Here is a 24,243-nt window from a genome sequence, read left to right as displayed (position 1 = left end):
TCATGTCATGCGCCCGTGACGACCAGGGCGTAACCCTGTGCGCCGAAGACGACGGTGCCGCTGACGGTGATGGTCCAAGGGCCGGTGAACGGCTTGTCGACGACGATCATCTGGACGTTGTTGAGCCGGTCCTGGGTGCCGGCCCCGCCTACGCGGGACACACCGGCCACGGTGTCGAAGTCGTTTCCGAGGTAGCTGACGCCCAGCGCGTCCTGGGCCGTCAGCTTGAGGACGTTCCGCGAGGGCTGGGTCGAGGACTCGGCCGCGGGCGGATCCGTCCACACGAGCGTGATCTTGAGCTGTTCGTGGTCGTTGCCGACGAAGAAGCGTCGCGTGACCTTCGTCCCCAGCGACAGCCCGGCGGCGTGCCGCACGTCGTTCACCAGCAGCCGGCGAGCGCGGCCGTCCTTGAAGACGAGGGTGCGGTCGAGCTGGATCTGCCCCCAGCCCTCGACGTCGGACGGGTAGCCCGGGATGCCGGTCATGTTGGTGGTCGAGTTGAGCAGCACGGCCCTGATCAGGGCGCCGGTCGGGACCAGGTGGTGGTCACCCCGCTTCTCACCACCGGGGTACCACCCCTCGGTGAAGTACTGGCGCACGAGAGTGGCCGCGGCCGCCACGTTGGGGGTCGCCCAGCTCGTGGCCGCCAGCTCCGGGCTCTTGAAATAGGGGCCGGCGTCGCAGTACAGGGCGGTCGAGTTCTGCTTCAAGGACGCGGACTGGATGCCGTTGCCCACCGCCATGAGATCGGGTTTGCGGCGCCCGTCGGTGGTCGGCCCGGGCTTCCCGCTGCCGAAGCTCATCTGGTCGGGCGGGCCCTGGGAAGCGGCCACGCACAGCACGTTCTTCGCGATCCCGGGCGCGCCGTTGCCGGTGACGTGGTTGTTCGTGTTCGCCGCGGCGGCGATCACCACGTGGTCCTCGTTCTCGAAGCTGAACGTGTCCGCGTTGACGGCGTCGACGTTGTACGCCGGGATGCCGCCGGCCCAGCTGTTGGTGTGGATGAACGCACCCGCGTCCTTGAGCCTGCCGAGGATGACCAGGAACTTGACTGCCACCGCACCTAACATGTCGTTCAAGCTGTGGCAGGCGATCTTGGCCGCCCAGGCGCCACCTCGGTGCTCGTGGACGCCGCCCTTGCCGTTCTTGTCGAGGGAGTCGCCGGCCGCTATCCCTGCGACGAACATGAAGTGCGGCGAAGTCCCGACGTCGTTCTGGTCGAACATGGCGAGCACCTTGCGGTGGTCTTCGCCGGCCTTGGCTTCCTTGGCGTCGTTGAAGAAGCAGTGGTTCAGGTCGAGGTGCCCCTCGTCGATGAGCCCGAGGATCTGGCCCTCGCCGTGCAGCTCCTGGTCCCAGATCGGGGTGGCGTTCAGGCCGGCGACGCCCGACTGGAAGACCTGGGCCGCGGGGAGGTCGGTGACCGCCCGCTCCGGCACCGGCTCGACCAGGACCACGTCGTCGATGGCGGCGACCAGCGGCAGCTTCGCCCGGTCGTCGAGGGTGAAGTCGGCGTACTGGCTGCCCCCGAAGGACCGGTTGTCGGTGAGCACGACGTCGCGTGCGCCGAGCGCGCCGAGCGCGGCCGTGACGGCGGCGGGGTCCGCGTCGTCGAACAGGGTCGCGATCAGGTCGAGCGGGGTGGTGCCGGAGGGGATCCAGGAGGCGAGCTTCAACGCCGGATCGAGCGGGATGCACGTGCGCACCAGGAAGTCGGCGCGCACCCTCGCGGCGGTCTCGTCGTCGAGCCGTTCGAGGAACGAGAAGTTCGGGACGAACCGGTTCAGGCGCACCCCGTACGCGGCCTTCACCCGGGCGACGTCGGGCTCGTTCAGGGACGCCCGGAACTGCACGATCATCGCCTTCTTGGCCGGTGCCAATGCTTCGGTGGCCGCCGGTACCTCGGCGGGATCGAACGGCTCCGGGCCGATCCACACGCGGAAGTCGGTCATGTCAGAGCTCCTGACACCACGAGTGCGTAGCCTTGGGTGCCGAAGACAGCGGAGCCGCGGACGCTGATCTTCCAGCTCCCCTCGGGCGGCTGGTCGACGATGACCATCTGGACGTTGTTGACCAGGTCCAGCGGACCGGCCCCGTTCGGCTTCGACAGGCCCGTCGGCACGTCGATGTCGTTGCCGAAGTACCTGGTTCCCTGGGGGTCCTCCACTTCCAGCCGGAGCACGTTCCACGACGGGTGCTGGTAGGACTGCTGTGCGGGCGGCCGGTCCGTCCACACCAGCGTGATCTTGAGTTGTTCGACGAGGCTGTTGACGAATACGTGCCGGGACTGCACCTGTGCGAGCGTCAGGCCGGCGATGTGCCGCATGTCATTCACGAACAACTTGCGAGGACTGCCGGGGAAGAAGAGGGTCCGATCGAGCCGGATGAGTCCCCAGCCCTCGGCGTTCGTCGGGTAGCCCTTGACACTGACGCTGGGGAGATCGGAGGCGGTCACGTCGACGGTCGAGTTGAGCAGCACGGCCCGGATCAGCGCACCGGTCGGGAAGAACGGCCGGTTGCCCAGCCTCTCACCGCGGGGGTAAAACCCTTCGGTGAAGTACTGGCGCACGAGGGCGGCCGCGGCCGCGACGTTCGGGGCCGCCCAGCTCGTCGCGGCCGCCTGGGTCACCTTCGGCGGACCGGTCTCGCAGTAGGGGCCCGGGGTCGGCGAGGAGTTCGGCAGCGCCGAGCTGATCCCGGCCCCCACGGCCATGATGTCGGGCTTGCGGCGCCGGTCGGGGGGTGTCGGTCCGGGAACCCCCTCGGTCAGGTGCCGCTCGAGGGGGAAGGCGTCGGTCGCCGCGACGCAGAGCACGTTCTTGGCGATGCCGGGCGGCGTGTTGTCATTCGCGGGGAAGTCGGCGCCGGCGCCGACGACCACGTGGTCTTCGTTGCGGAAGCTGAAGTCGTCCGCGTCCCGCGCGGTATCGTCGTAGAGTGGTTGGTTTTCGACTCCCCAGCTGGTGTTGTGAATCGTGGCTCCCGCTTTCATCCCGTCGTCGAGCATGTTCACCAGGAGGGTGTCCCGGGTGCGGAAGACGATCTTGGCCGCCCACGCCCCACCCCGGTGCGGGTGCGCTCCCTGATCGGTGAGTTTGTCGCCCGCCGCGATCCCCGCGACGAACATGCAGTGCTCGCTCACCTTGGTGCCGGCCTTCGAGGTGAGCTTGAGGACCTTCCGGTGGGCCGGGCCGGGGATGTTCACCGGGTCGTCGGCGAAGAAGCAGTGGCTCAGGTCGATCGTGCCGGCCTGCTCGATGATGTCGATCACCTGGCCCTCGCCGTGCAGGCCCCGGTCCCAGATCGTGCCGCCGTGCACGCCGACCCCGCCGGACTGAATCGTCTGCGCCGCTTCCACGTTGAAGTCCACAGTGGCCTGCTCCGGCGCCACCCAGACGACGTCGTCGAGCGCTGCGACCAGCGGCAGCGCCGCCCGGTCGTCGAGCGTGCACTGCGCGACGGGGTGAGCACCGATCTCGCGGTTGTCGAGGACCTGGACGTCCCGGGCGCCGGCCGCGGTCAACGACGTCCGGGCGGCGGCGAGGTCAGTGTCGTCGAACAGGGTCACGATCAGCTCGAGCGGCGTGCCGGTGGCGGGGATCCACGGGGCGAGCTTCAGCGCCGGGTCCAGCGCGGTGCAGGTCCGGACGAGGAAGTCGGCCCGCACCTTGGTGACGGTCGTGTCATCGAGCCGTTCGAGGTAGGCCAGGTTCGGGATGAGCCGGTCGAGGACCAGGCCGTACGCGCTCTTCAGGCGGGTCACGTCCGGCTCGGTCAGCGCGGCGGTGAACTGGACGATCGTCGCCTTCTTGCCCGGCGCGAGCGCGCCGGGGGCGACGTCGACGGGGTCGAACGGCTCCGGGCCGATCAGCAGGCGGAAATCCTGGTGCGGAGTCACGGTATGAGCACCTCACTGCGCTGGGCCGGCGTACCGGCTTCCGGGTTTTCGGCGGCCGCGCCCTTGATCGCGGTCCCACCGGCGACCAGGACCCGGTCGTCGGCCAATTCCGCGACGGCGAAGCCGGACCGGCCGGTACCCAGGCCGTCCACTGTGGACCACGAGCCGTCGGCGGGGTCGTAGGCGAGGACGGATCGGTAGCCCGCCGTCGCTTCCGGCGCCCCGGTCCCGCCCAGCACGAGGACGAGTTCCGAGCGCAGGAGCAGGCTCCGGTGGCGGGTACGGCCGCCACCGGGCAGGTCCGCCGCGGCGGACCACTTCTGCAAGGCGGGGTCGAACAGTTCGGCGGTGGCCAGGCTGTGCGGGTCGACGGTGCCGTCGGCGGCGACGACCGGGTCGCCGCCGGTGACGAGCACCCACCCGGTGGGCAGCACCGTTGCCTGATGGCCTTTTCGCGCCTGAGCAAGGGTTCCGGTGGCGGTCCACTCGTTCTTGTCCGGGTTGTACAGCTCGCAGTAGGCCAGTGCTTCCTCCCGGCCGTTCCCGGTGGGGGCGGCCCCGCCGATGACGAGGACCCGGCCGTCGTCGAGGACGACCGCCTGGTGCCCGCTGCGCGCGTCGCCCATCGGGGTGGCCGCGGTCCAGGTCCCGGTGGCCGGGTGGAACAGCTCGGCCGACGCGAGCGCGCCGTCCTCCTGCCCGGGCCGGACCCCGCTGCCCCCGGTGACGAGGATCCGGCCGTCGGGCAGCGCGGTCGCCGTGTGGCCGTGGCGGGCCGTGCTCATCGCGGAGGTGAGGGTCCAAACGCCCGCGGCGGGGTCGAAGACCTCGGCCGAGGCGTGCGCGCCGCCGCCGGCCACGAGCACCCGGCCGTCGGCGAGCCGGGTCGTGGTGTGCAGCCGGCGTCCGGTCGTCAACGGCGGTCCGGCCGACCACGCGTCGGCGGTCGGGTCGAACAACGCGGTGCCGGCAAGCGGCGCCCCGTCCGGGCCGGTGCCGCCGGCCACCAGCACGCGGCCGTCGGCGAGCCGGACCGCGTCGGACTCGGCCGCGGGCACCGGCAGCGGCCCGGCGTCGGACCACGTGCCGGGCACGCCCGGTGCCACCGCCGCTTCCGCCACCGGGATCACGTGCAGCAGGCCGTCCAGCCCCCGGTCCGCGGTGACGAAGTCGGCGAGCGCGTCCTCCGCCGTGGTCCGGCTGCGGAAGGTCGCCGCCGCGGCGCGGGACGCCCGGCCCGGCCCGGCGGGCGGGAACGCCTGCCGGTTGCTCTTCAGGTACGCGACGACGAACCGCTGCTCGGTGACGCGGACAGTGTCCTGCGCCGCGAACGGCTGCTTCTGCGCGGCTTGGCGGGCCGACAGCGCCGCGCGACTGGTGCTGCTGCCGCGGGTGAGTTCGTCGAAGACCGGTCCGCTGACGCTGTGGAACCGCTTCTGCGGCACGGCCACGGCGGTCGCGCTAGCCGTCGCCTGGGTCGCTGTGCTGTCGATGACGTGCAGTTCGTAGCGGGCGCTGCGGCGGACGACGCGGGCCGTGGCCAAGGTGGCCGCGCCCGTCAGTTCGAGCCCGGCGTCCTGGGTCTCGTAGGACGGCCGGGACAGGGCGGCAGCGTCGGAGAGGGTCTGGAACTGCCCCATGGCGAAGCGGTCACCGGTGTCCGAAACCCGGGTGAAGCCGCTGTCGCCGACCGGGTTGACGGTGAACCGCTTGCCGTCACCGGCTTTCTGCCCGCCGACGCGGTCCAGCCGCACGTTCAGGGGCAGGGCGCGCTGCCGGACGAACAGGGTGCCGAGGGGGTGCAGGACGAGTTCGCCGGTGTCGGGCAGCTCCCGGAGGTTGACCAGGGCCCGGTTCCCGCCGGAGGGCAGCCGGGTCTCCCAGCCCTCGGTCTTGCCGATTTCGTTGGCCAGCAACGGAAGCACGGCGACGGGCGGCAAGGTCGTGTCGCGGTCTTCGCCCCACGTGATGTCGAAGTTGGCCGAGATCGAGAAGAACAGGAACCCGATCGAGCCCTTGCCGTGGGCTCGCCAGGGTGCCGGGCCTTCGAGCTGGAAGTCGAGGTCGATGCCGAACGCGCCGACGCCGAAGGCCTTGAGGGTTACGTGGGCGTCGATGTGGATGGCGAACCGGAACGGCGAAAGCTGGAACAGGGCGTCGAACCCGAGGTGTCCTTCCACGCGGAACGCGCTGAACCCCAGCCTCAGCTCGGCTTTCGCGCCGAACTGGACCGTGTTGCTGGTGACGGCGAAGTATCCGGCGACGCGGATGAGCTGGTTGTTGCGGTTGAGGATGTCGACCGTGAGCCGGTCGGGGATCGGGAAGGGGAGTGGCGGTGGCCGGTAGGCGGGGTGGAAGCCGCCGACGGTGAGGACGAGGTCGGGGTTGTCACCCCACGCCACGAGCACGCCCATGCCGCCGTCGATGGTCATGGTCAGGATGCGGGAGTCGAAGAGTTTCGCGAAGAACCACAGCCGGGACTTGTCGAGTTCGAGAGCGCCGACGAACTGGGCCTGCACGACCAGCAGTGGCTTGTCGGCGGTGGGCAGCGCCGCCTTCACGACGCCGAGGACCGCGATGTTGCCCGGGATTTCGATGATCACGCCGAGCGAGACGGTCACCAGGGTGGGCGTGCCCCAGCCGATCTTGGCCATCGGCCCGATGAGGAAGGTGCCTTGTTCGGGCGGGAAGTACTTGGCCAGGTCGGAGAGTATCCGCGGCGCGTTGGCGACGACGTCCTTGGGGAACGCGACGGATTCGATCGCGCCGGTGCGGACGCCTTCGACCAGCGCGGCGAGGTTCATCCCGCGGTTGAGGCCGACGAGACCGCCGACGGCCAGCAGCGTGAAGCCCGCCCCCAGCTGCAGTCCGGTGCCGAACTCGGCGGTCAGCACGATCAGCAGGGAGAACCCCGGGGATCCGTCGGGCTGACGGGTGCTGATCACGCCGATCGCCTTGACGGCCACGAAGTCCGCCAGTTCCAGGTCGAGCGAGCCGGAGTACTCCCCGCGTTCCGGGTGGAACGAGAGGGTGCCGCCACCGGAGATCACACCGGCGTCCACCGCCAGCCCGGCCCCGGTCGGCGGTGTGACGCGCAGCCCGACGTCGAACGGACCGGCGTTGCCCTCGGTGAAGGCGACCGGGAGCTCGACACCGAAGCCGTCGACGACATAGGAGAACGGGCCGAAGGTGCCGGAGAACGCCGCTTGGGCCCGGACCGCCAGCGAGGTGGCCGTCCCGTCGCCCACGTCGGCTTTCACGGCCAGGGTGACGCGGTCGACGTGCGTGAACCCGAGGTCCAGGTCCGGGTCGACGGTCACTTCGAGCCCGGCCTGGGTGCTGAACCGCAGCCCCGAACGGCTCGACCAGGCGAGTTCGGCGGGGATCGCCACCCGCAGCTCGGTGTCGCCCAGCAGGGTGGCGAGGAATCCGTCCGCCCCGGCGGCGCTGAGCACGAGCGCCAGCCCGTCGACGGCGGCGCGGAACCCGATCTCCGGTTCGCCGCCACGCACGTCGACGGCCGCGTCGAGCGTCGCCCCGGTCAGTTCCAGGCGGGTCTGGCCGGGCTGGCCGAACAACCGGACGGCGGTGTCCGGGGCGAACACGAGCGACACCCCGAACCCGGCACCCGGCAGCGGCCGGCCGGGTGCGCCCGGGTAGCGCACGCCGACGTCCCCGGGCCGTGCGAACACGGCGAGCTGCCGGCCCAGATCCGTGCCGGCGCGCACGACGAGCGTCCAGTCGCCGCCGAGCGGGACAGCCGCGTCGACGCCGTCCGGCACCTGCGGCAGCAGGATCATGCCGGGCAACGCGGCACCGTCGGCGGGCAGCCCGGTGAGCTGGAGCCCGAGCGGCGCCACCACCCCGCCGGGCAGGGCGATCTCGCCGAGCATCAGGGTCAGGCCCTGGCCGGCGGTTTCGTCCGGTGGCTGGGTCGCACCGGCGTGCAGGGGCGCGATTTCGTCGTCCGACAGGCGGTCGAGCGTCACCGGCAGGCCAAGGCCCGAGACGAGCCCGGCGAGCAGTTCGGCGAGCTTGCCGAAGGCCAGGTCCGGCGTGCCCCAGCCGTAGACCGCGGCCGGCACCCGCGACGGGTCGGACAGGAGCGCGGGGATCAGGTCCCAGTCGAAGCGGACCCGCGTGTGGTCGGCGCGGCCGGCGGTGGCCGGCTGGAACTCGTGCGCGATGATCCCGAGTGCCTCGAGCGCGGCGTACCAGTCGGGCGCTTCGGCTAGGAGCTGCCGGCCCAGCAGGTACTCGAAGAGCCGGCGGGCCAGCTCGGGGAGGAACACCGCGGGGTCGATCCCGGTGGGCGCCTGGGTCAGCGCCGAGATCGCCCGGTAGACGTCCCCGGCTTTGCCGATGACGGCGAAGATCTCGCCGGCGGTGGCGCCGTCGGCGAGCAGTTCGAGCGCGTTGACGGCCTGGGTGACCGCCGCCGCGACGGCGGGGTAGGACGGCGGCAGGCCGGGCACCTGCCAGCCGAGCTGACGCATCAGCGTCGTGAAGGCGGCCGCGTCCGAGAACGCGTCCTCGAGGGGCCGGACGGCCTCGACGAGGTGGTGGGCGATCAGGCCCAGGGTGCCGCGATCGCCGGTGGGGTCGGTCATCTCGCTCCTCGGATCCCGTACCGCTCGCGGAAGTCCGCCTCCACCGCGTGGTGCAGGGTCGGATCGGCGCTGTCGACGAAGGCGTAGCGGCAGATGATGCAGAAGTCGGCCAGCTTCACGGTCTTCGTCTTCGGGTCCTCGAAGAACTGGCGGTTCATCACGCAGGTGCCGGTCGGGCGGTAGATCCCGCAGTTGTGTTCGCTGCCGTTCTCGTAGAGCCCGATCGTCCAGTACGAGAAGTCGGGTTTCCTCGGCGCCGCGCGGTGGGGGAAGTTGGTCGCGAAGGTCGGCACCGGCAGGCGGACGTTGCCACAGGGCCGGCCTTCGACGTCGTTCGGTGGATCGGCTTCGCCGGCCCTCGGCTGCGCGTTCAGCGGGTTCTGCGTCTCGGCGATCCGCTGGAGCACGACCGGGTCCGCCAGGGTCAGGACACCGCCGAACTTGTCGTGCGCGAAGTCGGGGTCGGGCTTGCGGACGTAGGCCAGCAGGATGCTCCCGGCCGGGAACGCCGTTGGGACGACGGTGCCGCCCAGCAGCGGCGCGACGAACACCCGGTTGGCGGGCACGTCGACCCCGACGATCTTGCAGATGTCCGACGGCTTGCCGGCCGTGGCCAGCGGGCGGCGGCGGAACATGACGATGTCGTCGGTCTGCAGCCCGCTCGCCTTGGCGTCGACGAGGTCGACGGTGAACCGGCCGCCGACCGGGTCCGTCAGCCCGTTCTTCAGCACCCCGGCCCGGTCGATCCGCGGCCAGTCCGACCACTTGATCTTCCCGGCGTCGATCAGGCCCTCCGGGGTCCCGTCCACGGTGAGCGAACCGCGGTCCTGGACGTTGGGGTTGCTCCGCACCTGGCGGATCTTGAGCGGCGTCGGCGCGTCGGTCCGCCTGCCGTACTCGTCGCCGAGGCCGAAGGAGTGCCCGAGTTCGTGGGCGACGGTCAGCCACACCGAGTAGAAGACGTCGGTGGGGATGTCGTCCGGCTTCAGGTCGAAGCCGTCACCACGGGAGTTCGGCCGCACCTGATGGAACGGACGGGCGGCCGAGCTCACCCCGATGGTGATCCCGTTCGAGGTCTCGCTCACCTTGCGCCGGCTCGCGAGACCGCCGTCCTTGGAGGACCGGCAGAGCATGACGACCCGGTTCCGGTCCTTGCCGGTCGACCAGAGCCCGGCCGGGAGGATGTCGTCGTTCGGACCCCGGAGCGCGTCCAGGAATTTGGTGAGGTCGTTGTCCGAGATCCGCCGGGGATTCGGCGAGATGTAGTGCCCGAGCAGGATCGCGTCGGCCGACGGCCGCTCGCTGAACGCCATGTGGAACGCGGTGTCGCGCTCGTTGAGCAGCAGCCGGTCGTTGAGCCCGACCCATTGGTCGAACCGCGGCCGGAGCAGGTCCGCGGTGATGGAGTTGCCGTAGACGGTCTGCAGGAAGCCGATCTTGGTCTCCACGGTGGTGCCGGTGGGGTAGTCGGCCGCGTTCGGCAGGCCGATGGCGTTGACGACGTCGGCGAGCGACCAGCCGGCGGCCGGGCGGGCCGTGCTCGGCAGGGGCAGCGGCACCGCCTTCGTCGGCAGTTCTCCCGGAGCCGGGCTCGGATCGAGTTCGTCGAGCACCGTGACCCCCGCGTCGGGCGAGGGCACCCAGCCCCGCCAGTAGTTGACGCGGCCAGTGAGGGCGGCGAACGGCCGGGTCTCGGTCCGGCTCTCCAGCCGGTCCTTGACGATGCCGACGAGCCGGTTGTACAGCGCCTGGTCGGCGGCGGTGTCCTGGAAGCCGTCGGGCAGGAAGAGGATGTTCGGCACGGTGCCGGCCCGCTGCACGCCGGGGCCGCCGAGGTGCGCCAGCCGCACGTGGGTGGACCAGGACGGGGCGCAGACGGCGGTGCCGTCGGCGTGCTGCCCGGCGGTCGTGGCCGTCACCTTGGTGTCCGGGCCCGCTTCGACCGGTGCGGTGAGGACGCCGGTCCGGGCGTCGACGGTGATCGGCCCGCCGGTCGCCGACCAGGTGAGCGCGGGGGTGGTCGTGTGCGGGAGGTGGACGTAGGTGAGCTCGTTCGCGCCCGGCGGCCGGAACGGCGACCAGTTGGTGATGTCGCCGATGACCCCGTCTTCGAGGACCACGGTCCCGTCGATGACCTGGTCGAACAGGCCGAGCACCGAGAACCGCGCCTGGTCGGCGCCCTGGCGCACGGTCAGGCGCGACGGGGTGAGCCAGAGCGAGGAGAGCTTCTCGTGCACGTGGACCCGGATCCGGTTGGTGATCGCCGGGTCCTGGTCCAGTGCGACGTTGAGGAGGAACGAGTGCCCGCGCAGGGCGAGTGTCTTCACCGTGACTTCGCCGGCGGCCGTCAGCTCGATACCGTGGTCGTCGGCGACCGTCAGCTGCGGGGTGAACGTCACCGTGTTCCCCGCCGGCAAGGGCAGGTCCGGCGTGAGCGTCTCCCCGGTCAGGTCGTCGACGCGCAGCAGCCGGACGAGCTCCGGCGACGAGACGCCGGGTATCAGGTGCAGGTCGGTGGCGGCGGTGTCGGCCCACTTCAGCCGGACGATGGTCATGCGGTCCCCCCGGGTTCGCTGGCCGGGCCGACTGTGGCAGCAGCCGTCGACAACTCGTCGACAACTGATCGACTTCGGCGGCGCGGACCCGGCTGGGAGGATCACCGGCATGGGTTCCCACGTCACCACACCGTTGCTCGACGTCGCCTACGACCAGTCCGGCGAGCCGGACGGGACACCGGTGGTCCTGCTGCACGGCTTCCCCTACGACGTCCGGGCTTACGACGACGTCGCGGGTTCGCTCGCGGACGCCGGCGCCTGGGTGCTCGTCCCGTACCTGCGCGGCTTCGGCGGGACGCGGTTCCTCGCCGCGGACACGCTTCGCTCGGGCCAGCAGGCGGCGCTCGCCCAGGACCTGCTGGACTTCCTCGACGCGCTGGACATCGACCGCGCCGTCGTCGCCGGCTACGACTGGGGCGGACGCGCGGCGTGCATCGCGGCGGCGCTGTGGCCGGATCGCGTGCGAGGGCTGGTGTCGGTCGACGGCTACAACGTCCAGCTCATCGCCCACTCCGGCGAGCCCACGCGGCCGGAGTGGGAGCGGACGTACTGGTACCAGTACTACTTCCACGGCGAACGCGGCCGCCGCGGCCTGGAGCGCAACCGGGACGAGCTGTGCGAGCTGCTGTGGCGCACGTGGTCACCCACCTGGGCCGGCGCCGCCGAGGCGTTCCGCGCCAGCGCGGCGAGCCTGCACAACCCGGACTTCGTCGACGTCGTGATCCACTCCTACCGGCACCGCTTCGGCCTGGCCGACGGCGACCCGCGGTACGACCGCCTCGAAGAGCTGATCGCCGCCGCACCGCGCATCGGCGTCCCGACGGTCGTGCTCGAAGGCGACGCCGACGGCATCGGCGGCCCGGGCGCGGCCGAGGACCGCGAGTACTTCACCGGCCCGTACGAGCACCGCGTCCTGCCCGGCGTGGGGCACAACGCGCCGCAGGAGGCTCCCGAGGCGTTCGCGGACGCGGTCCGGTCCCTGTGGTGAGTTCCCTGTGGTGAGTTCCGCCCGTCGCGGAATCCGTGGCTCCGCCCCGGAGCCGCGCGGTACACGGGAGGCATGACGGCTTACGACGCGATCGCCGAGTGGTACGAGACGTCCTTCCTCGCCGGGCAGCGCGAAGATCCGCTGGCCATCCGGCCGATCGTGCGGGACCTGCTCGGGCCGGGATCCGGGCCGTGCCTGGAGGTGGGCTGCGGGACCGGCGTCCACGCCGAGCTGATCCGGTCGCTCGGGCGGACCCCGCTCGGCGTCGACGTCTCCGAGGGCATGCTGCGGTACGCGACGGATCGGCTGCCGGTGGCTCGCGGGGACGCCGGCGCCCTTCCGTTCACCACCGGATCGCTGCCCGCCGTCGTGGCGGTCATGGTGCACACCGACATGCCCGCCTACCCGGCCGTGCTGCGCGAAGCCGCCCGGGTCCTGGCGCCCGGCGGGGTGTTCGTGCACGTCGGCGTGCACCCGTGCTTCTGCGGCGGGTTCGCCGACCGCTCCGACGAGCGGGCCGTGGTGATCCGGCCCGGCTACCGGGAGGCCGGCTGGACGACGGCGTCGTGGACCGACCAAGGCCTGCGCGACAAGGTCGGCGCCGCCCACCTGCCGCTGCCGGAGCTGCTGCACGCGGTCCTCGACGCGGGCCTGACGTTCGAGCGGTTCGCCGAGGGCGGCGACCCCAGCCCGCTGGTCCTCGCCTGGCGCGCGAAAAAATCTCCGGACCGGTTGTCGAATCCGGTCGCTCCCGGATGACGTCTTCGTGACGAGACAAGGGAGCTGGACACCATGACCAAGGAATTCGAAGCCGGGTTCGAGGGCACGCTGCCCGCCACGCCGGAGGACTGCTGGCGCGCGATCACCGTCGACGCCGGGAGCTGGTCGTGGCCCATCCGGTACGAGCCGCGCGTCGGCGGTTCGGAGACCGGGCTGACGTTCTACGGCGGCGAGGTCACCACGTGGGAGCCGGGGGAGCGCTTCGCGACCCGCTGCGAGAAGGACGGCTGGTTCAACGAGCTCGACTACACCTTCGAACCCCGGGGCGACGGCACCCACCTGAAGTTCGTGCACCGCGGTGTGTTCCTCGAGGACTGGGACACCAACTACGACGCCTGCCGCCAGCACACCGCGTTCTACTACCACTCGCTCGGCGAGTACCTGACGCATTTCAACGGCCGTCCCGCGGTCTACGCGATGACCGAGGCGCCGGTGGCGTCCGCGAGCCGGGACGGCTTCACCACACTGAAGAAGGCCCTGGGCGCCCCCGACGCGGTCGGCGACCGGATCGTCGTGCTGGGCGAAGAGGGCGTCGTCGACTACGCGACGCCGAACTTCCTCGGCGTCCGGACCGCGGACACGCTCTACCGCTTCTACGGCCGCAATGCCTTCGGCTGGCCGATCGGCGTCGGCCGGCACTACTTCGGCGACGCCGACGATCGTGACTGGGCGGCTTGGCTGGCGGAGGTCTTCGGTTAGGCCGTGAGCTGCCGGGCGCGGTGGTCGGCGACGTGGACGCGAGTCGCGCAGCGCGTCGAGCAGAACCGTCGGCGGCCGTTGCGTGAGGTGTCCACGTACGCCGTTTCGCAGCCTTCGCGGCCGCAGATGCCGAGCCGGTCCGGGGCCTCGCACACCAGGTGGGCGAGGCCGCCGGAGGTGTACGCGCGGACGCGGCCGACCGGCCCGGCGTCCTCCTCGGAGTAGTGCAGGTGGGGCGGTTTGCCGTCGTGGCCGGTGATGTAGGGCCGGCACGCCGACTCGGCGAGCAGCGCGTTGACCAGGTCGACGCGCTCGGCCGGTGTCGCGGCGAACACCGGCCGCAGCCGGGCGGCCCAGGCGCCGATGCGCGCGGCCTCGTCGGCGGTCAGTGCCGGGATGACCATGCCGTTGCGGACCATCGCGTCGACCAGCTCGCCCGCCGACCCCGCGTTGACCAGGTCGGCGGCGACCGACGCCGCCGGACCGCCGTAAGGGTTGAAGTGCACTAAGTCATTACAGCACGATCGGAGCATGGACACCAACCGCTGCCCCCGCTGCGGCTGGCCGCTCGCCGAACTGCCCGCGGCCCAGCCCGTTTCCCACCGGCTCGAGTACGTCCGCTGCGTCTGCGGCAGCTGGCTCGCGCGCCTCGACGGCGAAGTCGTCGGCGCGACGAAGGGCCGGCTGACCCGGTGAATCAGAGGTCGAGCACGCCCGCCGCGTTGTCGTCCCACTGGTCGACGCGCCGGATGTACTCGTACAGCGCGCGGCTGCCGCGCACCCAGCGGCCCTGGTCGGCGATCGCGAGGTCGTCGGCCCCGGCCCGGCGCGCCTCGGTGGCGAAGCCGGACCGCAGGGAGTGCCCGGTCACCGGGTACGGCAGCCCGGCGCGGACGCCCGCCCGGGTGAGGATCTGGTTGACGCCGGTCGTGCTCAGCGCCGGCACCCCGACGTTGCCGTGCCGGTCGACGCGGCGGAACGCGGGCCCGTCGCCGATCCCGGCGCCCGAGCGCCACGCGTGCCACGCGCGGACCGGATCGGTGTCCGGGCTCTCCCGGCGCGGCACGACCATGTCGCCGGTGCTCTTGCCGTGCCGCACGGTGATCGACAGACCGCGGTCGTCGACCGGCTCGACGTCGGTGACCAGCAGGTTCGCCAGATCCGAGCAGCGCGCGGCGATCGGGAACCCGATCAGCAGCATGGCCCGGTCGCGCGCTCCGGCGAGGGTGTCGGGGCAGGCCCGCGACATCGCCCGCAGGTCGGGCAGCGTCACCATGGTGGCCTTGCCGCGGCCGCGTTTGACACCTTCGCGCGCGAGCCGCTGCCGGTAGCCCTTCAACGCCCGCCAGGCCGCGCGGCTCGCTTCGGTGTCGATGACGACCTTGTGGTGCCGCAGCCCGGCGAGCGCGCCGGTGAGCCGCCGTTCGATCGTCGACGGCGCCGCCGGAGCGGCCCGCTCCGGCACTTCGGGCACGGCGCGTTCGTCCGGGCGCAGCGTCCGCCCGCGTTCGAGCCACACGACGAACCCGGTGAGCGCGCCGATCGACGCCGACAGCGGCGGGATCCCCGTCTCGGCGGTGTAGTCCTGCCACACCTGCCAGTCCTGCGCGTAGGCCTTGAGCGTGTTCGGCGGCCGCTGCCCGTCGACGTGCCGCGCGGCGGCCTCGTCCAGCAGCGCGAGCCGATCCTCCGGGCTCGCGGCGGCCAGCGTCGCGTCGATCACCGGTTCCAGGTCGCCAGGCACCCGCCGAGGTTACGGGATGTCGATCTCCACGGACCGGGACGCGCCCGGCGGGATTCCGCGTTACCTTGACCGGGTTCGGTGTCGATCCACGCAGTCGCCGTTCGTATCAGCGGTGGAGGCACCGATCCGAGGAGGACACCGTGACGCAGTACCTGCTCAGCATCTACCAGCCCGACGGCCCGACCCCGCCGCCGGACGTGCTCGCCGAGGTCACCGCGAAGCTCGACGCGCTCAACGCCGACCTCAAGGCCGCCGGGGCCTGGGTGTTCGCCGGGGGACTGCACCCGCCGTCGTCCGCCACCGTCGTGCGGGCCGGGGAGCCGCTTCTCACCGACGGGCCTTTCGCCGAAGGGCGCGAACACCTCGGCGGGTTCACCATCATCACCGCGCCCGACCTCGACGCCGCGCTCGGGTGGGGGCGCCGGCTCGCCGAGGCCGTCGCGCCGCTGCCCGTCGAGGTGCGGCCCTTCAACGACGGCACATGAGCGTCGAACGCGTCTTCGCCGAGGAATACGGCCGGGCGGTTTCCGTGCTGGTGCGGGTCTTCGGGAGCATCGACCTCGCCGAGGAAGCCGTCCAGGACGCGTTCGCCGAGGCCGTCCGGCGCTGGCCGGACAGCGGCGTGCCGCCGAGTCCGGCCGGCTGGATCATCACCACCGCCCGCAACCGGGCCATCGACCGGCTGCGCCGCGAGTCCTCGCGCGAGGACAAGCACGCCCAGGCCGCGCTGCTGCACGCCACTGGTTCGAACACCGGAGCCGAGCCGGTGAAGGAGGGTGCCGTGCCCGACGACCGGCTCCGGCTGATCTTCACGTGCTGCCACCCCGCGCTGGCCCGCGCGAGCCAGGTCGCGCTGACCCTGCGGTTGCTCGGCGGCCTGACCACCGCCGAGATCGCGAGCGCGTTCCTGGTCGGCGAGCCTGCGATGGCCCAGCGCATCGTCCGCGCGAAGAACAAGATCCGCGACGCCGGTATCCCGTACCGCGTCCCCCAGGACGCCGACCTGCCGGATCGGCTGTCGGCGGTGCTCGCCGTGCTCTACCTGATCTTCACCGAGGGGTACACGGCCAGCATCGGCGACGACCTGGTCCGCGAAGACCTGTGCCGCGAGGCGATCCGCCTCACCCGGGTCCTCACGGGACTGATGCCGGACGAACCCGAGGTCTGGGGCCTGCTCGCGCTGATGCTGCTCGTCGACTCCCGGCGCGCGGCCCGCACCACCGCCGACGGCGACCTCGTCCTGCTGGCCGATCAGGACCGGTCCCGGTGGGACGCCGCCCTGATCGCCGAGGGACAGGAGATCGTCCGCCGCTGCCTGCGGCGGAACCAGCCGGGCCCGTACCAGATCCAGGCGGCGATCAACGCCGTGCACAGCGACGCCCCCACCGACTGGGCGCAGGTCAAGCAGCTCTACGACCACCTTCTCGCGCTGACGCCGACTCCGGTGGTGGCGCTCAACCGCGCGGTCGCCGTCGCCGAGGTCGACGGGCCCGCTGCCGCGCTGGCCGTGGTCGACGACCTCGACCTCGGCGGATTCCCGCTGTTCCACGCGATCCGCGCGGACCTGCTCGACCGCCTGGGCCGCGGCGAGGACGCGGTCGCGGCGTACACGGCGGCGATCGAGCTGACCGGCAACACCGCGGAAACGGCGCTGCTGGAGCGGAAACGGGCTCAGGCCGCGGCCACACCCCAGAGGTGACCCCGCGGGTCGCGGAACCCACCCCGGCCCGCGCCCGCGGACTCGGCGTCACCGCCGTGGTCGCGGACCGCGTCGAGCACGCCATCGACGTCCTCGACGGTCAGCACCGGGCTCGTGTAGTCCACCGGTGCCTCGCACAACCGGCCACACGGGACGTCGTCGGCCACGACATCGCCGCCGGGTTCGAACCGCCAGCCGAACAACCCCGCATAGAACTCGCGCGTCGCGTCCGGGTCGGTGCTGCCGAACTCGAAGAACCGCATGACGTTCGGGATCGACGGTGCCGGCTCGAGTGTCCCCTGTGGACGTTCCCGCAGCGTGAGCGGGTTGCCGAGCACGTCGGCGACCATCGCGTCCGCGCCGCCGCCGGGTGTCTCGGCCACCGGTCGCAGGACGTCGGCGCCCAGCTCCTCGGCGCGCTCGGCCGACTCCGTCACGTCCTCGCACGGCACGCTCAGCGCGAGCGCGTCGCGGTGCCGGTCGGCGCGCAGCGCACCCATCACCCCGGCGGAGTCCGGAGGGCGGATGCGCTCGTAGCCGGGCGCGCCGATCACCACCGGGAAAGCCCAGTCGAACACCTCGCGGTGGAAACGGCGGCTGGCCCACGGGTCGGTGCTGATGATCTCGAACCAGTCGGGTGCCCCGGTCACGGTCACCAGCTCCAGCCACGGTCGGCGGGCGGGGTCCAGACGTTCGCCTTCTGCAGGTACGGGAAGACCTCGCCCATCAGCTGGATCTGCTCGGCGTCGTACATCACCGGCAGGAACATGAAGCCGCGGACGCCGGTCTCGCGGTGCAGGTCCAGCAGCTGCTCGGCGACCGTCTCCGGCGAGCCGACCAGCACCTTGCTGCCGCAGGCGAGGCCGATCGTGCGGGCGATGTCGTCGAACTCGCCCTCGTAGTTCTCCTGGTAGGTCTCGCTGCCGCCCATCAGCTCGGTCGCGATGTCGCGGGCGGCGCCCATGTCGAGCGAGTCGCGGACCCACTCGAACTTCTCCTGGGCTTCGGCGTCGGTCTTGCCGAGCAGCACGCCGACCGCGCCGGCCATGTTGACGTCCAAAGGGTCGCGCCCGGCCGCCTCGGTGCGTCCGGCGAGCGAGTCGACCGTCTTGCGGACCTTCGAGTAGTCGTCGGGCAGCGGGGTGAACGCGAAGTCGCAGGTGCCCGCGATCAGCTCCTGCCCGGCCGCCGAGACGCCGGCGTTGAACAGGCACGGCCACGGCTGCTGCTCGATGTGCGGGCCGATCAGGCTGCCGCGCAGGTCGTGGTACTCGCCGTGGAATTCGACGTGCTCGCCGCGCGCGGCCCACAGCGTCTTGACGGCTTCGACGGCCTCGGTGGTGATCTTGTAGCGCAGCGCGTGGTCGGTGTCGGTGGGCGCGCCGACCAGCTCGGCCTCCGGCGTCTTCCAGCCCGGCACGATGTTCCAGCCCCAGCGGCCACCGCTGAGCGCGTCCAGGTTGGCGCCGAGGCGGGCGATGACGCCGGGGGAGAGGTAGCGGGTGTGCATGGTGGTGACGACGCCGATGTGCTGCGTCGCGGCCATCACGACCGGCGCGTAGATCGGCGCCGAGATGTGCGGCTGGGCGTGCCCGATCCGCGCGCTGTTCTCGCCGTGGGTGATGTAGCCGTCGGCGAAGAAGACGTAGTCCATGCCGATGTTCTCGACCCGGCGGGCCAGGTCCATCTGCGTGGCGGGGTCGAGGGCGTCCGGGTTGCGGTCGGCGACCGCCTTGGACGTCGCGGTGGGCGTCGGCGAGCTGAGCCACATGAAGCCGAATCGCAGCTGCCCGTCGGGGAGGCGGTCCTTGGTCGTGCCGCGGGACATGGCGCATCTCCTGTTCGATAGTTGCAATTTGGCAATCATGCTAACCGCGTCGCACAGCCGGGTGTCAACCGTTCGGCGCGCACTTTCGGGGAAAGACTCTATTTGCCAGCCTAATTACCGACCGCGCGAATCAAATGATCATCCTCAATGGACGGCGCTCGAATACGTCAGGAAATCACTTCGCGTGATCGAGGTCTGCCCGCAGGTATTCGGCGGTGTAGGACTTGCGGTCCCGCAGCAGTTTTTCCGGAGTGCCCTCGAACAGCACCCGGCCACCGTGGCGGCCGGCCTCCGGGCCCAGGTCGATCACCCAGTCCGCGTGTTTGACGACGTCGAGGTCGTGCTCGATCACCACGACGGTGTTACCGCCGTCCACCAAGCGGTCGAGCAGGTCCAGCAGGTGCCCGATGTCGGCCATGTGCAGGCCGGTGGTCGGTTCGTCGAAGAGGTAGACGTTGCCGGTTTCCCGCAGCCGGTGCGCGAGCTTGACGCGCTGCCGTTCACCGCCGGACAGCGTCGACAGCGGCTGCCCCAGGGTCAGGTACGACAGGCCGACCTCGGTCAGCAGCTCCAGCTTCTTCGTGATCGGCTCTTCGGTGAAGTAGCCGAGGGCCTCCTCGACGGTCAGCGCCAGGACCTCGACGATGTTCTTGCCCCGCAGCGTCTTGTCCAGCACCTCGGGCCGGTAGCGGCGGCCTTCGCAGGCCTCGCAGATCGTCGTCACGGGGTCCATGTAGGCCAGGTCGGTCTCGATGACCCCGCGGCCCTTGCACTCCGGGCAGCCGCCTTCGGAGTTGAAGCTGAACAACCCCGGCTGCGCGTTGTTGGCCTCGGCGAACAGCTTCCGGATCACGTCCATGACGTCCAGGTAGGTCGCGGGCGTCGACCGCGTCGAAACCCCGATGGCCGACTGGTCGATCATGACGGCGTCCGGGTGCTGCCGCCGGAAGGAACCCGAGATCAGCGTGCTCTTGCCCGAGCCGGCCACCCCGGTCACCACGGTGAGCACGCCGGTCGGGACGTCGACCGACACGTCGTGCAGGTTGTGCAGGTCGGCCTTCTTGATCGGCAGCTGCCCGGTCGGCTCGCGGAAGCCCTCCTTGAGCCCCGGGATGTGCGTCAGGCACTTGCCGGTGAGCGTCGACGAGCGGCGCAGCTGCTTGACCGTGCCCTCGAACACGACCTCGCCGCCGTGCGTGCCGGCGCCGGGTCCCATGTCGACGACGTGGTCGGCGATGTCGATGACGTCACGGTCGTGCTCGACGACCAGCACCGTGTTGCCCTTGTCCCGCAGCGCGCACAGCAGCTCGTTGAGCCGGTGCACGTCCCGCGGGTGCAGCCCGACGCTCGGCTCGTCGAAGACGTAGGTGAGGTCGGTGAGGCTGCTGCCAAGGTGCTTCACGGTCTTGAGCCGCTGACCCTCACCACCGGAGAGCGTCGAGGTCTCGCGGTCGAGGCTGAGGTAGCCCAGCCCGATCGATTCGACGCGTTCGAGGGCCGCGAGCGCGCCCGTGAGCACCGATTTCGCCGCGGGGATGTCGATCGCCTTCAGCTCGGCGATCAGCTCGCTGACCTCCAGCGCGCAGTGGTCGGCGATGTTCTTGCCGTTGATCTTCGACGCCAGCGCCGCCCGGTTCAGCCGGCCGCCCTTGCAGACGGCGCACGGGCCGGCGACGACGATCTTCTCCACCTCGCGGCGGTCGCGCTCCTTGAGCGTGTCGAGGCCGTTCTTGAGGTACCGGCGGTTGAGCTTGGTGACGACACCCTCGTACTCGTTCGAGTAGTTCTGCCGCTTGCCCGAGCGGTCCACCCGGAAGCCGCCGCCGTGCAGCAGCAGCTCCCATTCCTTCTTCGTGAACTTCTTGAGCGGTTTGTCCGGGTCGAACAGCCCGGACTGCGCGTAGAGCTGCCACATGTAGGTGCCGATGGCGAACAGGGGGGAGTCCAGCGCGCCCTCGTTGAGCGTCTTGTCCTGGTCGATCAGCAGGTCCAGGTCCAGCTTGGTGGTCTTGCCCAGGCCCTGGCACTCCTCGCACATGCCTTGCGGGTCGTTGAACGAGTAGAGGTTCGACGACCCGGCGCTCGGCTTCCCGTACCGGGAGAACAGCACGCGCAGCATCGCGTGGATCTCGCTCATCGTGCCGACCGTGGAGCGGGCGTTGCCGCCGATCGGCTTCTGGTCGACCACGATCGCCGTCGACAGGTTCGACATCCGTTCCGCGCGCGGGCGTTCGTGCTTGGGCAGCCGGTTGCGGATGTACCAGCTGAAGGTCTCGCTGAGCTGACGCTGGGACTCGACCGCGATCGTGTCGAACACGATCGACGATTTCCCCGAGCCCGACACGCCCGTGAACACGGTGATCTCGCCCTTGGGGATGCTGAGCGAGACGTTCTTCAGGTTGTTCTCGCACGCACCTTCGAGCTCGATGTGGCCGCCGGTGCGCCGTGTCTGCTGGTTCGCCATGACCTGCGCCTCCTCGTCCCGGGGCCGAAGCCGCGCGACCTGGTGGTCGATCGGACGATTGATTGCCTCTCGGCAACCACTTTACCATCCCGAGTCTTTGCCGGCCGAGTGACGAACCGGCTGCCGGTGTATCGCGACCGCCGTGTGGCCTATGGGCGAACGGAGGATGATATCCTCGGATTTTCCGATTGCGGCGCGCTTTCCCTCGAAAGCTGAGGTGGGCAATGACCAAGTTCCACGGTTCCCCGACCGCCCCGCCGGGTCGTCCCGGCGAGCTCGAGAACGCGTTGTCCTACATGCAATGCGTCCTGGTGGCCCGGCGCACGCGCGCGACTCCGGAGAAGATCACCTGGTCGCAGTACGACGTGCTCGAAACGCTGCGGATCCACGGCCCCCTGACGCCGTCGGCGATCGGTGAGTCCCTGGGCATCTCGCGGCAGAGCACGTCGAAGGTGCTGCGCGTGCTCAAGGACCAGTTCCTGATCGAGCAGGCCTCCCGCGGCACCGACCGGCGCGAGCAGACGACCTCGCTGACCGCCGAAGGCGAAGAGTTCCTGATGCGGGCCGCCCAGGGGCGCCGCGAGACGGCCAAGGTCGCCGGCGTGGCCCTGACCTCGGGCGAAGCGCAGCTCTTCGCCGAGCTCTGCCAGAAGGTCGCCGACGCCCTGCACTCCACACCCCAGCCTTTCCCGCTTCGCGACGTCTGAGCCGCGCGGTCACGCCTGGCTCCCAGACGCTCACATCCCGTTGCGATTTCCCCGGCCGCGGCCGGCTCAAACGTGCTCGCGCCGACGTCACCCGGTGTGCACGCCGCCGCCCCGCGCGGCCCTCTCCGCCGATCGGAGCAGCGCGCACCGCTGACCGTCGGAAATCCACATCGGATTCCCGCGCTCAGGTTGCCGGGACCACGATGAGCTGTACCGTACACGCGCGAATTCGCGGCTATTTTTATTTTCTCGGGTAATCGTTTTCAGGCAATAAAAGCCACGCTGGGTCATTGATATTGCCCGTGGTTGACAGGCTTCGGAGCCCTTTGCATACTGGTTGCTGAAAAGAAATCATCTCGCCTGAATTGATCATTAGTGCCGCTTCTCGCGGTAAAGGCGATCGCCATCGGCACCGAACAGGGGGATCCATGCCCGTCGACGGGAACCCGGCCGTACCCGGACTCGTGCTGCCGCGGTTGTTCGAACGCGCCGCCGCGGACCATCCACATCGGACGGCTTTGAGCGGTGACGGCCCCGAAGTGTCCTATGCGGACCTCAACGCCCGCGCCAACCGGCTGGCCCGCACGCTGCGCCTGATGCAGGTGCGCGACGGCGCCCCGGCCGGCCTCTACCTGGACCGCTCGGCCGACCTCGTCGTGGCGCTGCTCGCGGTGCTCAAGGCGGGCGGCTGCGTCGTCCCGCTCAACCCGGCCTACCCGGCCAAGATGATCCGCCACATCGTCGAGGAGACCGGCCTGCGCACGGTCGTCCACCAGGGACAGCCGTCTCTGGCCGAGACGGACCTCCCGGTCCGGCAGGCGCACGTCGCCGACCTGATCAGGGAAAGCGCTTCACAGGCGGACGGGAACCTGCCCGCGGCACCGGCCGCCGAGGACGACGCGTTCGTCCTGTTCACCTCCGGCTCCACCGGCCGGCCCAAGGGCGTCCGGCTCGCCCACCGCGGCCTCGCCCGGCTCGCCGTCGCGGACCCGAAGCTGACGATCACGCCGGACGACTGCCTGGTGCAGCTGGCGGCGTTCTCCTTCGCCGCGTCCGGCAACGAGTTCTGGTTGAGCCTGCTCAACGGCGCCGAGCTCGTCCTGCTGCCGCCCGGCCTGCCGTCGCTGTCCGACCTGCGCGACGTCATCACGAAACACGGCGTCAGCGTGCTGAGCCTGCCTTGTGGATTGTTCAACCTCTTGGTCGACAACGAACTGGACGCCCTGCGCGAGCTGCGCGTCATCATGGTCAGCGGCGACTTCCCGTCCCCGGCGCACCTGGCGACCGCGGCCGAGCACACCACCGCCGCGATCTTCAACGGCTACGGCTGCACCGAGAACTCCGCGATCTCCTCGCTGTACCCGATCACGCCGGCGGTCCGCGAGCTGGACCGGGTGCCGGTCGGCAAGCCGCTGACCGGCGTCACCATGGACGTGCTCGACCAGGACCTCAAGCCGTGCCCGCCCGGCGACGTCGGCGAGCTGTGCATCGGCGGCACCGGCGTCGCCAACGGCTACCTGAACCTGCCCGACACGCAGGCCGCGAAGTTCGTCGACGGTGGCACCCGCTACCGCACCGGCGACCTCGCCCGGCTCACCCCCGACGGCGACGTCGTCCTGGTCGGCCGGTCCGACAGTCTCGTCAAGATCCGCGGCTTCCGGGTCGAGACCAGCGCGGTCGAACTCGCCCTGAAGTCCTTCGACGACGTCGAGCACGCGGTCGTCAAGGCGTTCGGGAACGAAGCGAACGAAAAGAGCCTCGTCGCGTTCTACACGACGTGGAGCGGGCAGGAAATCGGCACCGGCGAACTGATCGCGCAACTCGCCGATTCGTTGCCGGACCACATGATCCCGTCCGACTTCCGCCGGCTCGAAGCGATGCCGGCGAACCTCAACGGAAAGATCGACCGGGCCGCACTGCACGACCCGCGCGCCCGGCCGCCGGAAGATCCCCGAGCAGAAACGGAGCAACGCATGACGAACCCCCTCGAAACGGTCATCCTGCAGATGTGGCGCGACATCATCGGCAATGACGACTATTCGGTCACCGACCCGTTCGTCGGGCACGGCGGCAATTCCCTGCACTTCGTGAAGTTCGCTGCCGGCCTGCAGTCGGTCTTCGCGGTCGAGGTCCGGCCCGAGGACGTCTTCCGGCACGGCGACGTCCGCAAGCTCGCCGAGCACGTCGAGTCCCTGCGAACCGGCGCCGCCGCCAGGTGAGCGGCAGACCGAACCGACGCACGGGGGGCCGCGATGATCGGAGAGGTACTGA

The 24,243-nt window shown here is 70.8% G+C and carries 17 protein-coding genes; 8 read left to right on the top strand and 9 right to left on the bottom strand.

What is annotated here, in order from left to right; genetic code table 11:
• Window positions 1-5 precede the first annotated feature (5 nt).
• From OG494_RS13380 to OG494_RS13365, 4 genes are read right to left on the bottom strand one after another with little or no spacing between them, the layout of a single operon-like run.
• Window positions 6-1,952 carry a S8 family serine peptidase gene (locus OG494_RS13380; RefSeq protein ID WP_328455459.1) on the bottom strand — a complete coding sequence of 649 codons (1,947 nt, stop codon included), beginning with the start codon at window positions 1,950-1,952 and terminating at the stop codon, window positions 6-8.
• Entirely contained in the window at window positions 1,949-3,898 is a 1,950-nt protein-coding gene (locus OG494_RS13375) for a S8 family serine peptidase (protein ID WP_328455457.1), read from the bottom strand. Before OG494_RS13375 ends, OG494_RS13380 begins: the two co-directional genes overlap by 4 nt.
• A complete protein-coding gene (locus OG494_RS13370) occupies window positions 3,895-8,508 on the bottom strand; it encodes a DUF6603 domain-containing protein (protein WP_328455455.1) in 4,614 nt (1,537 codons plus the stop codon). The genes OG494_RS13375 and OG494_RS13370 overlap by 4 nt, the downstream gene beginning before the upstream one ends.
• On the bottom strand, window positions 8,505-11,063 hold the full coding sequence (locus OG494_RS13365) for a hypothetical protein (protein WP_328455453.1): 2,559 nt from the start codon (window positions 11,061-11,063) through the stop codon (window positions 8,505-8,507). Before OG494_RS13365 ends, OG494_RS13370 begins: the two co-directional genes overlap by 4 nt.
• A 109-nt stretch (window positions 11,064-11,172) precedes the next feature.
• On the opposite strand from OG494_RS13365, the gene OG494_RS13360 reads away from it, so the two are divergent.
• From OG494_RS13360 to OG494_RS13350, 3 genes are all read left to right on the top strand, one after another.
• On the top strand, window positions 11,173-12,051 hold the full coding sequence (locus OG494_RS13360; RefSeq protein ID WP_328455451.1) for an alpha/beta fold hydrolase: 879 nt from the start codon (window positions 11,173-11,175) through the stop codon (window positions 12,049-12,051).
• A 72-nt stretch (window positions 12,052-12,123) separates the two neighbouring features.
• Complete coding sequence (locus OG494_RS13355) at window positions 12,124-12,810, top strand: class I SAM-dependent methyltransferase (protein ID WP_328455449.1); 687 nt, start codon at window positions 12,124-12,126, stop codon at window positions 12,808-12,810.
• Between the two features lie 33 nt (window positions 12,811-12,843).
• On the top strand, window positions 12,844-13,530 hold the full coding sequence (locus OG494_RS13350) for an SRPBCC family protein (protein WP_328455446.1): 687 nt from the start codon (window positions 12,844-12,846) through the stop codon (window positions 13,528-13,530).
• Here the strand turns inward: OG494_RS13350 and OG494_RS13345 are convergent.
• Window positions 13,527-14,036 (bottom strand): CGNR zinc finger domain-containing protein, encoded by a 510-nt coding sequence (locus tag OG494_RS13345; RefSeq protein ID WP_328455444.1) that lies wholly within the window; start codon window positions 14,034-14,036, stop codon window positions 13,527-13,529. The genes OG494_RS13350 and OG494_RS13345 overlap by 4 nt on opposite strands.
• A 25-nt stretch (window positions 14,037-14,061) precedes the next feature.
• Here OG494_RS13345 and OG494_RS13340 point away from each other — a divergent pair, with 25 nt between their 5' ends.
• Window positions 14,062-14,226: a hypothetical protein gene (locus tag OG494_RS13340; protein WP_328455443.1), complete on the top strand. Its 165-nt coding sequence runs from the start codon at window positions 14,062-14,064 to the stop codon at window positions 14,224-14,226.
• A 1-nt stretch (window position 14,227) separates the two neighbouring features.
• Here OG494_RS13340 and OG494_RS13335 read toward each other — a convergent pair whose 3' ends face one another.
• Entirely contained in the window at window positions 14,228-15,274 is a 1,047-nt protein-coding gene (locus OG494_RS13335) for a site-specific integrase (protein WP_328455442.1), read from the bottom strand.
• Window positions 15,275-15,414: 140 nt separating this feature from the next.
• Here OG494_RS13335 and OG494_RS13330 point away from each other — a divergent pair, with 140 nt between their 5' ends.
• Together OG494_RS13330 and OG494_RS13325 are read left to right on the top strand one after the other, a co-directional pair.
• Window positions 15,415-15,759: a YciI family protein gene (locus tag OG494_RS13330; protein WP_328455440.1), complete on the top strand. Its 345-nt coding sequence runs from the start codon at window positions 15,415-15,417 to the stop codon at window positions 15,757-15,759.
• Entirely contained in the window at window positions 15,756-16,973 is a 1,218-nt protein-coding gene (locus tag OG494_RS13325) for an RNA polymerase sigma factor (protein ID WP_328455438.1), read from the top strand. Before OG494_RS13330 ends, OG494_RS13325 begins: the two co-directional genes overlap by 4 nt.
• Here the strand turns inward: OG494_RS13325 and OG494_RS13320 are convergent.
• The 3 genes from OG494_RS13320 to OG494_RS13310 all read right to left on the bottom strand — a co-directional run bounded on the left by OG494_RS13320 (window position 16,946) and on the right by OG494_RS13310 (window position 21,265).
• On the bottom strand, window positions 16,946-17,623 hold the full coding sequence (locus OG494_RS13320; RefSeq protein ID WP_328455436.1) for a VOC family protein: 678 nt from the start codon (window positions 17,621-17,623) through the stop codon (window positions 16,946-16,948). The genes OG494_RS13325 and OG494_RS13320 overlap by 28 nt on opposite strands.
• Before the next feature lie 2 nt (window positions 17,624-17,625).
• The gene (locus tag OG494_RS13315; protein WP_328455434.1) at window positions 17,626-18,801 is read right to left on the bottom strand and encodes an LLM class flavin-dependent oxidoreductase; all 1,176 of its coding nucleotides are present in this window, start codon (window positions 18,799-18,801) and stop codon (window positions 17,626-17,628) included.
• A 175-nt stretch (window positions 18,802-18,976) separates the two neighbouring features.
• Window positions 18,977-21,265, bottom strand: coding sequence for an excinuclease ABC subunit UvrA (locus OG494_RS13310; protein ID WP_328455432.1), 2,289 nt, complete (start codon window positions 21,263-21,265; stop codon window positions 18,977-18,979).
• Between the two features lie 224 nt (window positions 21,266-21,489).
• Between OG494_RS13310 and OG494_RS13305 the strand changes: the two genes are divergently transcribed.
• A complete protein-coding gene (locus tag OG494_RS13305; RefSeq protein WP_328455430.1) occupies window positions 21,490-21,972 on the top strand; it encodes a MarR family winged helix-turn-helix transcriptional regulator in 483 nt (160 codons plus the stop codon).
• A 428-nt stretch (window positions 21,973-22,400) separates the two neighbouring features.
• Window positions 22,401-24,191 (top strand): non-ribosomal peptide synthetase, encoded by a 1,791-nt coding sequence (locus OG494_RS13300; RefSeq protein ID WP_328455429.1) that lies wholly within the window; start codon window positions 22,401-22,403, stop codon window positions 24,189-24,191.
• Window positions 24,192-24,243: the final 52 nt, after the last annotated feature.

The organism is Amycolatopsis sp. NBC_00438 (assembly GCF_036026695.1).
In the GTDB taxonomy this organism is placed as follows: domain Bacteria; phylum Actinomycetota; class Actinomycetes; order Mycobacteriales; family Pseudonocardiaceae; genus Amycolatopsis.
This window is presented reverse-complemented; position numbering and strand designations above follow the sequence as displayed.